At 74.2% G+C, this 14,043-nt stretch carries 11 protein-coding genes and 1 riboswitch; of the genes, 4 read left to right on the top strand and 7 right to left on the bottom strand.

Annotated features, from left to right (window positions below; all coding sequences use genetic code 11):
- Positions 1 to 96: 96 nt before the first annotated feature.
- Positions 97 to 672 carry a carboxymuconolactone decarboxylase family protein gene (locus tag ACQUSR_RS30980; RefSeq protein ID WP_431046258.1) on the top strand — a complete coding sequence of 192 codons (576 nt, stop codon included), beginning with the start codon at positions 97 to 99 and terminating at the stop codon, positions 670 to 672.
- 54 nt (positions 673 to 726) lie between these two features.
- On the opposite strand, the gene ACQUSR_RS30975 is transcribed toward ACQUSR_RS30980, so the two are convergent.
- Entirely contained in the window at positions 727 to 2,550 is a 1,824-nt protein-coding gene (locus ACQUSR_RS30975) for a hypothetical protein (RefSeq protein WP_431046256.1), read from the bottom strand.
- The gene (locus tag ACQUSR_RS30970; RefSeq protein ID WP_431046254.1) at positions 2,547 to 3,248 is read right to left on the bottom strand and encodes an ABC transporter ATP-binding protein; all 702 of its coding nucleotides are present in this window, start codon (positions 3,246 to 3,248) and stop codon (positions 2,547 to 2,549) included. Before ACQUSR_RS30970 ends, ACQUSR_RS30975 begins: the two co-directional genes overlap by 4 nt.
- Before the next feature lie 186 nt (positions 3,249 to 3,434).
- Between ACQUSR_RS30970 and ACQUSR_RS30965 the strand changes: the two genes are divergently transcribed.
- Both ACQUSR_RS30965 and ACQUSR_RS30960 read left to right on the top strand, forming a co-directional pair.
- Positions 3,435 to 4,052, top strand: a complete 618-nt coding sequence (locus ACQUSR_RS30965; protein WP_431046252.1) for a winged helix-turn-helix domain-containing protein — start codon at positions 3,435 to 3,437, stop codon at positions 4,050 to 4,052.
- Positions 4,049 to 5,347 (top strand): MFS transporter, encoded by a 1,299-nt coding sequence (locus ACQUSR_RS30960; RefSeq protein WP_431046250.1) that lies wholly within the window; start codon positions 4,049 to 4,051, stop codon positions 5,345 to 5,347. Before ACQUSR_RS30965 ends, ACQUSR_RS30960 begins: the two co-directional genes overlap by 4 nt.
- Before the next feature lie 27 nt (positions 5,348 to 5,374).
- Here ACQUSR_RS30960 and ACQUSR_RS30955 read toward each other — a convergent pair whose 3' ends face one another.
- Positions 5,375 to 5,551: a hypothetical protein gene (locus ACQUSR_RS30955; RefSeq protein WP_431046248.1), complete on the bottom strand. Its 177-nt coding sequence runs from the start codon at positions 5,549 to 5,551 to the stop codon at positions 5,375 to 5,377.
- Between the two features lie 158 nt (positions 5,552 to 5,709).
- Here ACQUSR_RS30955 and ACQUSR_RS30950 point away from each other — a divergent pair, with 158 nt between their 5' ends.
- Positions 5,710 to 6,645 (top strand): RluA family pseudouridine synthase, encoded by a 936-nt coding sequence (locus ACQUSR_RS30950; protein ID WP_431046246.1) that lies wholly within the window; start codon positions 5,710 to 5,712, stop codon positions 6,643 to 6,645.
- Here ACQUSR_RS30950 and ACQUSR_RS30945 read toward each other — a convergent pair.
- The 4 genes from ACQUSR_RS30945 to ACQUSR_RS30930 form a co-directional block, all read right to left on the bottom strand.
- Positions 6,638 to 7,147, bottom strand: a complete 510-nt coding sequence (locus tag ACQUSR_RS30945) for a C40 family peptidase (RefSeq protein ID WP_431046244.1) — start codon at positions 7,145 to 7,147, stop codon at positions 6,638 to 6,640. The genes ACQUSR_RS30950 and ACQUSR_RS30945 overlap by 8 nt on opposite strands.
- Positions 7,134 to 7,285: riboswitch (cyclic di-AMP (ydaO/yuaA leader) on the bottom strand. (Overlaps the previous gene by 14 nt.)
- Before the next feature lie 305 nt (positions 7,286 to 7,590).
- Entirely contained in the window at positions 7,591 to 9,330 is a 1,740-nt protein-coding gene (gene polX, locus ACQUSR_RS30940; protein WP_431046242.1) for a DNA polymerase/3'-5' exonuclease PolX, read from the bottom strand.
- 78 nt (positions 9,331 to 9,408) lie between these two features.
- Positions 9,409 to 10,350 carry an alpha/beta fold hydrolase gene (locus tag ACQUSR_RS30935; protein WP_431046240.1) on the bottom strand — a complete coding sequence of 314 codons (942 nt, stop codon included), beginning with the start codon at positions 10,348 to 10,350 and terminating at the stop codon, positions 9,409 to 9,411.
- A gap of 220 nt (positions 10,351 to 10,570) precedes the next feature.
- Positions 10,571 to 13,927: a helix-turn-helix transcriptional regulator gene (locus tag ACQUSR_RS30930; RefSeq protein ID WP_431046238.1), complete on the bottom strand. Its 3,357-nt coding sequence runs from the start codon at positions 13,925 to 13,927 to the stop codon at positions 10,571 to 10,573.
- Positions 13,928 to 14,043 lie beyond the last annotated feature (116 nt).

The raw sequence follows: 14,043 nt of genomic DNA, 5'->3' as shown, positions 1-14,043 counted from the left end.
CTGGTTTACGATTTCGACAACCACATTGTCCATCTTAGTGCTTGTGCCGTACCCGCCGCACCTCACGGCGTGTCACGGCCCGTGGAAGGATGCCCCATGCCGTCGCACGCCTTCACCGACCACACCCCGGACTCGGCGCCCGCCGCCTCACGCAGGCTGATGGAGGCCACGGCCCAGCGACTGGGCTATCTCCCGGCGCCCGTCGGCCGCCTGGCCGCCTCGCCGCATCTGCTGGACGGATTCCTCAAGCTCAGCGGGCTGTTCGAGGCGACGACCCTCAGCCCGGTGGAGCGTGAGGTCGTCATCCTCACCATCGCCACCCGCAACGCCTGCCATGTCTGTGTGGCGATGCACACCGCGAAGCTCCAGGCGATGGACGCCCATCCTGACCTGGTCGCGGCGCTGCGTGCGCGAGAGCCGCTGGACGACGCGCGCCTGGAGGCGATACGGGTCTTCGCCCTCGATGTGCTGGCGACCGCGGGCGCGGTGCCGGACGCCGCCCTGGAGGCGTTCCTGGCACATGGCTACACCGTGCAGAACGCCCTGGAAGTGGTCCTGGGCATCGGCACCTACACGATGTCGACGCTGGCGAACCGGCTGACCGGCGCACCATTGGACGAGCAGCTGCGGCCCTTCGCGTGGGAGGAGGAGGGGCAGGAGGTGGTGGTCTGACGCCGGTGCGAACCCCGCCGGAGCCGACCCGTTCGCCGGGGTCCGTCCCGGGCGCTATGCGTTCCGTACGAGCCGGTCGGCGGAGCGTGCGGCGCGGAACAGCAGCCCGGCGGTGAGCGCGATGAGGACGGCCGCGACGCGTACGGCCGTGCCCGCGCCGGGCCCGTGCGACAGCGCACCGTCGAGGACGAAGGCCAGCGACCCCGCCGCCGTCAACGGCCCGGCCACGTACCAGAAGGCGTACAGCAGCGGACCGGGGTCACCGACAGGGGTGGTGACGCCGGTGAACAGCAGATCCGTGCGCGACGGCCCGCGGCATGCCCCGTACACCGCGGCGGCCGCGAGCGGCGGCGCGCACAGCGGCATCAGCAGCAGTGGCCACAGCGTGCCGGCCATCGCATAAGGTGCCGCGACCAGCGCCGCCAGCAGCGCGCCGACCGTCGCGGGTACGACGGCGTGCTGGAGCATCAGGTGGCGCAACCGCACCGGCGACCAGGCCGAGCGGCGTACGTCGTCGGTCTCCAGACGAGCGGTCTCGGCGAGCGCGGCCACGCCCATGTAACCGAGGAGCAGCGCCACCGCCAGCAGGAAGAGCCGCGCCCTGCCGCCTAGCGCGTCCGCGGCACCAGCCGTGGCGGAAGCGCAGATCAGCCAGGCGAGCGCCTTGCCCAGCAGGCCCGGGGCGCGCAGCAGGGCCAGCGCGTCGCGCCAGACTATCGCCGCCCGGCGGCGCGGCGGCCGCAGCCGGAGCCCCCGGAGCGCCGTGCCGCCGCCGGTGGCCCGCACGACCGCCAGCTTGGCGACGCGCGGGTCCATGGTCCACAGGCCCGCCGTGACCGCCGAGACGGTCGCGGCCCGGCGGCGCAGTTCGGCGTTGGGCAGTCGCGCGGCGTCACGGTGCGCCTGCGCGAGGGCGGCGGCGGTGGCGGCGAGCAGCAGGGCCGGCGCGGTCCACCACGCGGGGGCGGCGCCGCCGCAAGCATGCACCACGGGCTGGGCCGCCCAGCCCCACGGCCCGGACCACAGCTCACACCACTCCAGTACGGCGCTCCGGTGCCCCCGGGCGGCCAGCACCGTCTGCGTCACGAGCAGCATGAGCAGGACGACGGCGCCGGGTGTGTACCGCCGTACGCGACCAGCCCAGCCGGGCCGGCGCTCCACGGCCATGGCGAGCGCGACGGTCAGCGCGGGCAGGCATACGGCGGCGGGGAGGAGGGCGAGCAGCGCCGCACCGAGCGCGGCGACGCCGGTGATGTGCAGAAACGTGGCGGCGACGCACGCCAGGAACAGGGCGGGGAGCACGGCGAGACCGACCGAGAGCCACAGCCACGGCCGCAGCACGGCCGCCCGGCGGACCGGTTGGGCCAGCAGCCAGCCGACGGTCGGGCCGGGGACGACGACCGGGCCGCGCCACAGCGCGTCACGGGCGGCGAGCAGTGCGGTGGCGACCGTGACCAGGGCGAAGGCGGCGGGCAGCGCATGCTGGACGGCCTCGCCCGCCTCGCTGTAGTCGGCGCCGAGGTGTACCTGCCGCACGAAGTGGAAGGCGTAGCCGCTGCCGTAGCCGACGGCGATGAGCAGGACACCGTAGACGGCGACGGCGAGATCGCGGCCCTTCTGCCGACGGTGCTCCCGTCGCTTGACCCGCAGCCAGCGCAGGGCCTCCCGCGTGCGGTCGTCGTCGGCCTCGGACCAGACGGCGTCACCGGGTTCGGGCGCGGCCGTGTCGCCGATGTCGGGCGCGGCCGCGTCGTCGGGGTCGCGTACGGCGGCGGCGGCGCGCGCGGACAGCGCGCCGTTGTCCGCCCCGGGCGGGGCCGGTCCGTCCTCCGGGCCTTGCCAGGCCCGCTGCGCGGCGGTCCTCGCCTGGTCGGTCATGCGCGCACCCCCAGGCGGGCCAGTACCTGCGCAGGGGTGCCCTCGGCGATCACCCGGCCGTCTTCCAGGGCCACCACGCGGTCGGCGACCGCTTCGGCGAGTTCCGCCTGGTGGGTGGCGAGGAGTACCGCGACGCCGTCCTCCTTCTCCGCCACGAGCAGCTCCGCCAGGCGAGTGCGGGCTCCGGGGTCGAGGCGCTGCTCCGGTTCGTCGAGGATGAGCAGATCCCGGGGCCGGACCAGCGCGGCGGCCAGCATCAGGGACTGCATCTGTCCGGACGACAGCGATCCGGGCAGGGCCGCGGCGTGGTCGGACAGGCGGCGGTCGGCCAGCACGTGGTCGATCCAGGCGTCCGCGTCGGCCACCGCGTGCGCGACGGCGACCAGTTCCAGATGTTCGCGAACCGTGAGGTCCGGATAGCAGGCGACCATGTCCCCGACGACGGCGACGCGGGCCCGGACCTCCGGATCGTCCTCGCGGACCGGGCGGCCCGCGAACCGCGCCTGGCCGGTGGTGGGCACGTCACGGCCCGCGGCGATGCGCAACAGGGTCGACTTTCCGGAGCCGTTGTGGCCGAACAGCGCCGTGCAGGTGCCGGCGGCCACGTCGAGATCCAGCGGATGCAGCGCCTGCCGTTCGCCGTACGTGCGGCTCACCCCGCTCAGCCGCAGCAGCGCTCCCCCCGTGTCCCCACCCATATCCGCTCGGCCCCCCTGTGATCGATTCCGGTCCCGCCCCGACCCTAACCGCAATGACCTCAATGGCCGCGATGACCGCGATGACCTCAATGAGCGCGGCAACCGTGGTGGCCCGCCATGCGACTTACAGAGTATCCTCTGCAAATTCCTCTTTGCAGAGGATACTCTGCACTCTACGATGCCGGCATGACCCAGAAATCCAGCCCAACGCCCGGACCGGAGCAGCCCGTTCGGCATCTCGACGCCCGCAGTCTGCGCGGGCTCGCACATCCGCTGCGGATGCGCATCCTCGACCTGCTCACCCTCGACGGCCCGGCCACCTCCGCCCGGCTCGCCGCGCGCCTCGGCGAGAACACCGGCACCGTCAGCTGGCACCTGCGGCACCTCGCCGAACACGGCTTCATCGAGGAGGAGAGCGGGCGCGGCACCAGGCGCGAACGCTGGTGGCGGCGGGTGGAGGCGACCAATGTGCTCAACACGGCGGAATTCCAGGACGACCCCGACAGCCGGGGCGCGCTGTCGGTCTACACCCATGAGCTGGCCCAGCAGCAGTTCGACCGGGTCGTGCGCTACTTCGCCGAGGACTGGGACGCCGAGTGGCGCAACGCGGGCAGCGTCTCCCACTGGTCCGGCCTGCGGATGACGCCGGAGCAACTGGCCGCGCTGAACGCGGAGCTGATGGACGTGATCGCACGCCACACCCCGCCCCCGGACGCCGAGCCCGACCCGGACGCCCTCCCCGTCGTCGTACAGCTCCAGTCGTTCCCGCGGAAGGCGTCCGCCCCGGATCGGAGTCCGGCGTGAAGACCCGCGGCGACGGCGGGCTGCTGCGCCGGCACCGCGACTTCCGGCTGCTGTGGTGCGGTGAGACCGCCGGGAAGTTCGGTGCCGCGGTGTCCGGGGTGGCGATGCCGATGGCCGCCGTCTCCGCCCTGGACGCCGGCACCTTCGAGGTCGGCCTGCTCAGCGCCGCCGGCTGGCTGCCCTGGCTGGCCATCGGCCTGCCGGCGGGCGCCTGGGTGGACCGGACGCGGCGCAGGCCGGTCATGCTGACGGCGGCCGCCGTCTCGTGCGCGCTGTTCGCGTGTGTGCCGGTGGCCGCCTGGTGCGGCGTGCTGTCCATCGGTCTGCTGCTGGCCGTCGCCCTGCTGGCGGGGGCGGCCTCGGTGTTCTTCCAGACCGCCTACAGCGCCTATCTGCCCGGCCTCCTCGACCCCGCGGACCAGGCCGAAGGGAACGCGAAGCTGCACGGCAGCGCGTCCGCCGCGCAGATCGCCGGGCTGGGGTCGGGCGGCGTCGTCGCGCAGCTGGCGGGCGCGGTCAACGCGATGTCCGCCAACGCGGCCACGTTCCTGGTGTCGTTGGCATGCCTGGCGCGCATCCGGCACCGCGAGCCGCGCGGCCCCCGCTCGACGCGACCGCGGCGAGCGCTGGCCGGCGAGGTACGGGAGGGGCTGCGGCTGGTCGCGCGGGACCCGTGGCTGCGTACGCTGACGCTGTTCGCGGCGGCCTCCAACTTCGCCTTGATGGGGTACCAGGCGATTCTGGTGGTCTTCCTGGTCCGCGAGGTCGGGCTGGCGCCCGCGACGGTCGGCGGGCTGGTGGCGGCGGCCGGGTCGGGCGGGGTGGCCGGGGCCTTCCTGGCCCGCCGGGTCGCCGCCCGGATCGGCACGGCCCGCGCGACCTTGGTGTGCGAGGCGGGGTTCGCCGTGTTCGCCCTGCTCATCCCGCTCACCACGCCGGGCGCCGGGGTTCTGCTGTACGTCTCCGGGGGCTTCTGCGTCGCCGCGGGCGTCGTCGCGGGCAACGTGCTGAAGGCCACCTTCCAGCAGAGCTACTGCCCACCGGAGCTGCTGGGCCGGCTCACCGCGACGTCGGCGTTCCTCAACTACGGAACGCTGCCCCTCGGGGCCCTGCTCGGCGGCGCGCTCGGCACGGCGCTCGGCGTCCGTACCACCATGTGGATCATGACGGCGGGAGTGCCGCTGGCGGGGCTCATCCTGCTGTGCTCCCCCCTCGCACGGGTGCGTGACCTGCCGGTGTCCCGGATGCGGCCGGCGCCGGAGGACTGCCCGTCCGACGCCTGTCAGCCCGCCTAGACCGGGTCACCGTACGACGGCCTCCGGTCACAGGTCGTTGTCGCGCTCGCCTTCCGCCTGGGACGGCGTGGTGCGGGGGACGTCCGGGTGCTTCTCGGTTCCGGGCAGCTTCCTGCCGGGCGCCTCGTTCTCGTCGTCCCGTTCTCCCTCGGCCTGGGAGGGGGTGTGCTCCCACGGAGACGGAGAGGGGGTCTGCTTCTGCATGGCTGCTCCTTCCGGACCCGCCCGGCGCCCGCCGCCCGGGGCCGTCGGCTCTCCGAGTACCCCGTACGGCCCGGTCCACCCCTGACCCCGGGCGTCCGGCACCGGGCCGGGCTGGGCCGGGCCGGGCCGGGCCGGGCACGCCATAGGCTGGCAGCACGATGAGACGCAGAACCACCGCCCCGCCCGCCCCCCTGCCGCAGCGCGACGGCATCGATCCGGTCCGGCTGCGGCTGCCCGCCGAAGGGGCCTGGGCGACGATCCGGGACCACCTGGTCGACCGGCTGCCCGCGCTCGGGCCCGGTCTGATCGACGCCCTGCTGGACGAGGGCGGGATCGTCGGGTCGGACGGGCCCGTCGCACCCGGTGCCCCGTTCGCACCCGGGGCCTTCCTGTGGTTCTACCGGCCGCTGCGCCCGGAGGTGCCGGTCCCCTTCGAGCTGGATGTGCTCCACCGCGACGAGAACCTGCTGGTGGTGGACAAGCCGCACTTCCTGTCCACCATGCCCCGCGGCCGGCATGTGACCGAGACCGCCCTGGTACGGCTGCGCCGGGATCTGGGCCTGCGCGAGCTGAGCCCCGCCCACCGGCTGGACCGGCTCACCGCGGGCGTCGTGATGTTCGTGATCCGGCCGGAGCACCGCAGCACCTACCAGTCGCTGTTCCAGGACCGCGCGGTGCGCAAGGAGTACGAGGCCGTCGCGCCGTACGCCCCCCGGCTGGCGCTGCCGCGGACGGTGCGCAGCCGGATCGTCAAGGAGCGCGGGGTGATGGCCGCGCGGGAGGTGGCGGGCCCGCCCAACAGCGAGAGCCGTATCGAGCTGGCCGAGCGCCGGGGCGGGCTGGGCCGCTACCGGCTGCGCCCGGTGACCGGGCGCACCCATCAGCTGCGGGTGCACATGAACGCCCTCGGTGTGCCGATCCTGGGCGACCCGGTCTACCCGGTCGTCGGCGACCCCGCCGCCGACGACTTCAGCGAACCGCTGCAACTGCTCGCCCGGGAGTTGGCGTTCACCGATCCGGTCACCGGGCACGAGCACCGGTTCACCAGTCGGCGCACCCTGCGGTCCTGGCCCGCCCCGGCACCGTCTAGTTGACCCGGCCGTACCAGACCTGACGGGTCCAGATCCTTTCCAGCCGGACCGACTTACCCGGCTTGGGTGAGTGCCAGATCTGATTCTTACCGGCGTAGATCCCGACGTGGTACACGCTGCCGCCGGAATGGAAGAACACCAGATCACCGGCTTTACGGGAACCGGCGGAAAGGTGCCGGGTCTTGTTGTACTGGGCGGCCGCCGTACGCGGCAGCGTACGGCCCGCCTTCTTGTAGGAATAGAGCGTCAGCCCGGAGCAGTCGAACCGGTTGGGGCCGGCCGCTCCATATACGTAAGGTGCGCCCTTCTTCGATGCGGCGACCTTCAGCGCCTTGGATGCCAAGGTCGCCGCCTGTGCGTCGGAGCTCATACCCGGGACCAGCAAGGACGCGGTGACGGTCGCCACGGTGAGCGCCGAGACCCGACCCGTCCTGGATATGAGCGCGGGTATACGGGGAAGCACGGGTTTGCGAGAAATCGCGGACATGCCGAAGCCCTTCGTCATCCGCCTGCGAAAGATGACCTGTCGGGTTCGGGCCGGCGAAGTTGCCCGGCCACATAAGTGGCTTCACCCCAAGGACCACCGCGTTCGTGGTCCGCCGTGCTTGGGTCTCCCGCTCCTGCCGCTGTGCGTATCTGTCCGGCCATCCGGTGCGGCGGCAGGACTCGGCGTCCGCCCGGACGGTCCCGCCTCGGTGACGGGATCTTGTACCGGGAGGAGATCCTGCACCATCAACCGTCGGATTTCAGAGCCGAGATGGCTTTCTGTGAACTTCTTCACGTCGGCCGCATTACGGAATTCCGAGGCCACGGGAGACTCCGCACTCCTTCACCAAGGGGTACGAACTTGCCTTCGTGCAGCGGGAGTTGTTATCTCACGAAGGAATGGAATCCGCCTGGTGGAGCAATCGATTCCGGCATGTGCCTCAGGCCGGGGCCGGTCCGGGGTCAGGAGGCGGCGGAGCGCTTCCGGCCGTCCCGCAGGAAGCGGCGCAGCCGCTGGAGCGGCCAGGTGTTGATGATGTCGTCGGGGGTGAGCCAGCCCCGCTGCGCGGTGCCCACGCCGTAGCGCATGTACGCCAGATGAGGGGTGGCGTGGGCGTCGGAGTTCACCGCGAACTTCACGCCGTACCGCTTGGCGCGCAGGATCTCCTCGTCGCCCAGGTCGAGCCGTTCGGGATGGGCGTTGACCTCCAGCGCCGTGCCGGTTCTGGCGCACGCCTCGAACACCGCGTCGAAGTCGGCGTCGATGGCGGGGCGCTTGCCGATCCGCCGGGTGGTCGGGTGGCCGATGACCGCGACGTACGGGTTCTCGCAGGCCCGTATGAGCCGCCGGGTCTGCGCCTCCCGGCTCTGGTTGAAGTGCGAGTGCACCGAGGCCACGCACACGTCGAAGCCTTCGAGGAAGTCGCCGGGCCAGTCCACGTCCCCGTCGGGGCCGATGTTGAGCTCGGTGCCGTGCAGCACCCGCATCCGGCGGTGCTCGCGGTCCAGTTCCCGCACCCGCTCGCGCTGGGCGAGCATCTTCTCGTCGGTCATCCGCTGCATGACCAGGTCCGGGGCGTGGTCGGTGACGGCGTAGTACGCGTAGCCGCGGGCCGCCGCGGCGGCGACCATGTCCTCCAGCGGGGCGAGGCCGTCGGTGAGGTCGGTGTGCGTGTGCAGGTCGCCGCGGATGTCGTCCTCGGCGACCAGCTCGGGGAGTTCACCGCGCAGCCCGGCGGCCACCTCGCCGCGGTCCTCGCGCAGGGTCGGCGGGATCCAGGGCAGGCCGAGCCGGTCGTAGATCTCCTCCTCGGTCTGCGAGGTGATCTTCCTCCCGCTCTTGGCGTGGAACAGGCCGTACTCGGACAGCTTGAGCTTGTGGCGCACCGCCATCTCGCGGATTCTGATGTTGTGCGCCTTCGACCCCGTGAAGTACTGGAGGCCCGCGCCCCATGAGTCGGGGGGCAGCACCCGCAGATCCACCTGGAGCCCCTTGGTGGTGCGGATGGAGGTCTTCTTCTCCCCGTGCGCGATGACCTCGGCGGTGTACGGCAGACCGCTGAACGCGTCCATGAACGGCGCCGACCGGGCCGCGGCGACCAGGACGTCGACGTCCCCGATGGTCTCCTTCATCCGCCGCAGCGATCCGGCGTACGTACAGCCCTCGCACCCGGTGACCCGCGACAGCTCGGAGACGACCTGCTCGGCGACGTCCATCGCGGCGCTGAGCAGGATGCGGCCGCCCGCCTTCTGCATGAGGGCGATGCCGTGCAGGATGTTCTCCTCGGTCTTCGGGCCGAAGCCCTTGACGTCGCGCAGCCGCTCCTCGTGGAGGGCGTCGAGGAGCTCGTCCACGGAGGAGATGCGCAGCTCCTCGTAGAGCGCCATGGCCTTCTTGGGGCCGAGCATGGGGATGGTCATCAGCTCCCGGACCCCGGCCGGGATCGAGACCCTGACCTCCTCGATGGTGGCGACATGCCCGGTGCGCAGGTACTCCACGACCTTGTCGGCGATCGACTTCCCCACGTTCGGGATCTCGCGCAGGCCCTTGGCGTCGAGTTTCGAGACGTCGGCGTGGTAGCCGCCGATCGCGCGGGCGGCCTTCTCGTAGGCACGCGCCTTGAAGGCGTCGCCGCCCGTGATCGCGATGAGGTCGGCGTACTCCTGGAGCAGGGCCGCGACCTCGTCATTGGGCCGCACCATGTCTCCACAGGTGCCCCGATGGGCGCGGACGACACCTGGCCCGGGTGGTGCGCCGTACGGACACCCGGGCCGTTCGGGTCACCGTCGGTGCGCGGTCGGCGACGGCGGGGCCGCCGCCGACCCCAGGTGGTCGACCAGTGCCGCCGCGACCGGTGCCACGACCTCCGGCGCGATCATGTGGCCCATGTCCGGGACGGTCAGGAGGCGGGCGCCGCGGATCGCCTCGGCGATGAGGCGGCCGTGGCCGGGCTTGGCCGGTTCGTGGGTGCCTTCGACCACGAGGGTGGGTGCCTGCACCCGCTCCAGCGCGCCGACGGGTTCGACCTCGGTGTCGGCCATTCCGGCGAGGCGGTGGTTGACCGCCGCGCGGGGGTCGCGGGCGCGGTCGAAGAGCAGCTCCTCAAGGCGGCGCTGGGCGTCCTCGTCGAACGGCAGGGCGGTGCCGTTCATCACCCTGGCCACCTCGATCTGGAAGTCGATCGCCGCGGCGCGGGCGGCGGGCGGCGGGGCCGCCAGCGCCTTCCGGAAGAACTCGGTGAACTCCGGCCTCGGCTCCGGCAGGCTGCCAGGCTCCTGCGGCTCGCCCGTCAGGGCCCGGATCAGCACCTGCGACTCGCGGCCGCCGAGCGGCGAGGAGCCGATCACGGTGAGCGTGCGCACCCGCTCGGGGTGGTCCGCGGCGATCCACTGGGCGACCAGTCCGCCCGCGGAATGGCCGACGAGGTGGGCGCGGTCGATGCCGAGTGCGTCGAGCAGCCCCAGGGCGTCGTCCTTGATCGCGGCCCACGTGTACGGGTGGGCCGCGAAGTCGCGGGCCGTCGAGCGGCCGACGTCCCGGTGGTCGTAGCGGATGACCCGGTGTCCGGCGGCCGCCAGCCGCCCCACGAACTCGTCGGGCCACAGCAGGCCCTGGGTCATCGAGCCCATGATGAGCAGGACCGGGGGGTGGGCGGGGTCGCCGAACTGCTCGGTCCACAGTTCGATGTCGCCTACCTGGATCAGCTGTGCTTCAGCGGTCATATGTGGGTGTGCTCCTGTGTGGTGGCGCGTCGTGTCTCTTCCGCCGGGACCGTGGCGCCCCGACAAGCGAGAACTCTGCCGGGGCGCGGCACCGGTGCCATCCGTAGGACTACTGGTGCGGACTACGGGGGGCCTACGGGGGTCTACGGGGCGGATCACGAGGGCGGCCGGTGGGCTGCTGGGGGCAGGCCGGTGGGCTTACTGGGGCAGGTCGGTGGGCTTACGGGGCGGTCCGCTGCACGAGGCGGGCCAGCTCGGTGCGCGAGGTGATCCCGAGCTTCGGATAGACCTTGTACAGGTGGTACTCGACCGTGCGGGGGCTGAGGAAGAGCCGGGCGGCGACCTCCTTGTTGGACGCGCCGTCGGCGACCAGCCGGGCGATGCGCAGCTCTTGGGCGGTGAGGGCGGCCAGGGTGTCCGGCGCGGGCCGGTCGGCGGTCTCGCCCGCGGCCCGCAGTTCGCCCAGGGCGCGGCGTTCCCACGGCTCGGCGCCCATCCGCCGGAACGATTCAGCCGCCTGCCGCAGGTGCGGGCGGGCCTCGGCGGCCCGGCGGTCGCGGCGCAGTCGTTCGCCCAGGAGGAGCGCGGTACGGGCGCGGTCGTACCCGGCGCCGCTGTCGGCGGCGAGCAGGCCGAGCGCGTCCCGCAGCAGGGTCACGGCCGCGTCGTCGTCGGTGGCGGCGAGCGCCCGGCAGCGGGCGAGGAGCGCACGGGAGCGCGGTGACGCGGCGTGCGCGGACCAGCGGCCGAGGAAGTCGACGGCGTCGCGGGCGGCGGCCCGGTCGCCCGCGGCGACGGCGGCCTCCGTACGGTCCGCCACCGAGCCCCATACGACGACCGGGTGCCCGGCGCCGGGGCCCGCGGCGGTCAGCGCGGTGAACCGCTCATGGGCCTGCTGGAACCGGCCCATGCCCAGGTCCAGCACGCCGAGCGCGTAGGAGGCGACGCCGGCCCGCAGTCCGAGCCGGTGCGGGATCGCGATGGCCAGCGCCTGGTGGGCGTGGTCCCGGCACTCGTCCTCGCGGCCGCTGACGGCGGCGCAGACCGCGAGGTTGGCCAGGTGCGCGGCGGCGGAGTTGGTGGTTCCGGAAGCGCGGGCCAGGGCGAGCCCCTCGGTGGACAGCGCGGCACTGAGCGCGAACCGGCTGTTCATGCGCTCGGCGGTGGCGGCGTTCTCCAGGACGACGGGGAGGGTCCCGGTCATCCCCGACACCCGGGCCACGCCTCCGGCCCGGGCGCCGTAGTCCGCCGCGGCGTCGCCCTCACCCAGCAGGCTGGCCGCGTTGGCCGCCCACAGCAGGGTCGCCGCGTCGTCCTCGTCACTCCGGACGCCGGCGAGCGCCCGCCGCAGCAGCGGCACCCCGCGCCGGGCGTCGCCGCCCTGCAACGCACCGGCTCCGACCAGCACGTCCCGCAGGAACGCGGTCGCGTGGTCCCACGGCCCGCGCAGCACCTCTGCGCGGCGTCCGATCCGTACGGCGGCGTCGGTGTCGCCGACGTAGGCGGCGGCTTCGGCGGCGTCGGCGAGCAGCGAGACGGTCTGCCGGAGGTCCGCGGCCGGGGCGGTGGCCTGCCGGATCCGTGCCGCCGAGGCGGCGCCGGCGGGGTCCGCGCCGGCCGGATCCGCGTCGACCAGGTCGGCCGGGGCGGCGGCGATGTGCGCTTCCGCCGCGCGGAGATCGGCCCCCTGGCCGCCTCCTGCCAGGGCTTCCCCGGGCGCGGCGGCATGGGCGACGGCGTCGGCGCGGTCGACGGGATCGGCGCGGTCCGGATCCGCGCCGGTGCCGGTGCCATCTGCCGCGGAGTCCCGGGCCGCGGCGACTCCGGATGCCGTGCCACCGAGGCCGATGCGCCCACGACCCGCCGCAGGACGCCCGGCCGCGACCGGACGGGCGGCCGCGTCACCGGGCTCGGCGCCGAGGGCCGGTGCCGAGCCGTCCGCGCCCACGGTCGCCGGGGCAGGCACCGCGCCGGGCCCACCTCCCCCACCGTTCAGCTCCGCCGGGTACGCCGCCGCCTCGCCCGGCGCCGGAAGACCCGTCACTTCGCCGTCGCCACCCGGCGAACCAGCGGCCATCAGGCCACCGAGCGCGCCGTCGGGCGGCGACCCCGCGGGCGCCCCGCCGTCCGCCGCCGCCCCGTCCGCCGCCGCGCCGTCCGCCGCCGCCAGGAAGATCCGCAGGGCCTCGGCGGCGTCGCCCGCGTTCAGTTCGAAGCGACCGCGCAGCTGGGCGAGTTCGATGCATACAGCGGGGTCCTGGGTGGCTTCCGCGGCTGCCGCGACGGCGGTCTGGGCCTGGCCCGGGCGGCCGCCGAGCCAGGCGGTGACGGCCGCGTCCGTCAGGCGGCGGGCGCGGGTTCGAGGGTCCGGGGTCAGCCGTGCGGCCCGGGTGAGGGCGTCCGCCGCGTCCGCGTACCCGCCCCGGGTGCGGGCGCGATCCGCCGCCGCTGCCAGGTCCGCCGCGATGTCCTCGTCCGGGCCGAGGGCGGCGGCGGCCCGGTGCCGGGCGCGCCGGTCGGCGTCGCCCCTCTCGTCCAGCACGGCGGCCAGCGCCGTGTGGGCGGCCCGGCGGTCCGCGGGACTCGCGGCGGCGTGCACGGCGGAGCGGACGAGCGGATGCCGGAACCCGATGGCGTCGGGGGTCACCTCCACCAACCCGGCCGCCTCCGCCGCGTGTACGGCCTCGGGCGGTGCGCCGAGCCGGGACGCCGCCCCGAGTACCACACCCGGGTCGCCCGGCCCGTCCAGCGCGGCGACCAGCAGCGTCCGCCTGGTGTCGTCCGGCAGCCGGGCGATCTGCTCGCCGTAGACCGCGTTGACGCCGTCACCCAGCGGCAGCGGATCCGGCAGCGGCTCCCGGCCCGTCAGCTGCCCGGCCGTCAGGAGTTCGGCGGTCTCCAGCATGGCGAGCGGGTTGCCTCCGGTGGCGGCCGCGAGCCGGTCGGCGACCTGCGGCGCCGGTTCCACCGCGGTCCATGCCGCGAGGGCCAGAGCCGCCTCCGCCGCGTCCAGTCCGGCGAGCCGCAGGCCGGGCAGGCCACGCAGCGCGTGACGGGCGTCCGCCGTGTCGCGGGTGGCGATCAGCAGCCCCACCGCGTCGGTGTCCAGGCGGCGCGCGGCGAACAGCAGGGCGTCGGCGGAGGCCCGGTCCACCCAGTGGAAGTCGTCGACGACGCACACCAGGCCGTGCGGTCGCGCGGCCTCGGCCAGCAGCGACAACACACCGGCCGACACGAGGAACCGGTCCTGCGCGGCCGCCGGGGCCGTCAGGCCGAGTGCGGCGCGCACCGCGTCGCGCTGGGCCGCGGGCAGGGCATCGCCGAGCGCGGCGACCGGGCGCAGGAGCTGGTGCAGCGCCGCGAACGCCAGTCCGGCCTCGGGTTCGGCCCCGGTGGCCCGCAGCACCCGGGCCGGGGCCGCGCCCGCCACGGCGTGCCGCAGCAGCGCGGACTTGCCCACGCCGGGCTCGCCGCGCACCGCGAGGACCCGGCCGGCCCCGGACCGTACCCCGGTGAGGAAGTCCTCCAACGCGGCGCGTTCGCGATGCCGACCGGCGAGTTCGTCCATCGGGTCCATCGGTATGTGCCTGCTCCCCGCGCTCCCGCCAGCTCCGGCCGGGAGGCCCCCAGGAGGCCCCGCGCCCCCGTCCGGGAGCCGACTGTACCGGTCTGTCGATCACGCCCCGGACGAGC

The organism is Streptomyces sp. P1-3 (assembly GCF_050613155.1).
In the GTDB taxonomy this organism is placed as follows: domain Bacteria; phylum Actinomycetota; class Actinomycetes; order Streptomycetales; family Streptomycetaceae; genus Streptomyces.
This window is presented reverse-complemented; position numbering and strand designations above follow the sequence as displayed.

Excerpts from the sequence above, each read along its gene's own strand:
- ACQUSR_RS30975 (WP_431046256.1), bottom strand. The coding sequence starts at position 2,550 with ATGACCGACCAGGCGAGGACCGCCGCGCAGCGGGCCTGGCAAGGCCCG.
- ACQUSR_RS30945 (WP_431046244.1), bottom strand. The coding sequence starts at position 7,147 with ATGACGAAGGGCTTCGGCATGTCCGCGATTTCTCGCAAACCCGTGCTT.
- ACQUSR_RS30980 (WP_431046258.1), top strand. The coding sequence starts at position 97 with ATGCCGTCGCACGCCTTCACCGACCACACCCCGGACTCGGCGCCCGCC.
- ACQUSR_RS30950 (WP_431046246.1), top strand. The coding sequence starts at position 5,710 with ATGAGACGCAGAACCACCGCCCCGCCCGCCCCCCTGCCGCAGCGCGAC.
- ACQUSR_RS30970 (WP_431046254.1), bottom strand. The coding sequence starts at position 3,248 with ATGGGTGGGGACACGGGGGGAGCGCTGCTGCGGCTGAGCGGGGTGAGC.
- ACQUSR_RS30955 (WP_431046248.1), bottom strand. The coding sequence starts at position 5,551 with ATGCAGAAGCAGACCCCCTCTCCGTCTCCGTGGGAGCACACCCCCTCC.
- ACQUSR_RS30930 (WP_431046238.1), bottom strand. The coding sequence starts at position 13,927 with ATGGACCCGATGGACGAACTCGCCGGTCGGCATCGCGAACGCGCCGCG.
- ACQUSR_RS30935 (WP_431046240.1), bottom strand. The coding sequence starts at position 10,350 with ATGACCGCTGAAGCACAGCTGATCCAGGTAGGCGACATCGAACTGTGG.
- polX (WP_431046242.1), bottom strand. The coding sequence starts at position 9,330 with ATGGTGCGGCCCAATGACGAGGTCGCGGCCCTGCTCCAGGAGTACGCC.
- ACQUSR_RS30965 (WP_431046252.1), top strand. The coding sequence starts at position 3,435 with ATGACCCAGAAATCCAGCCCAACGCCCGGACCGGAGCAGCCCGTTCGG.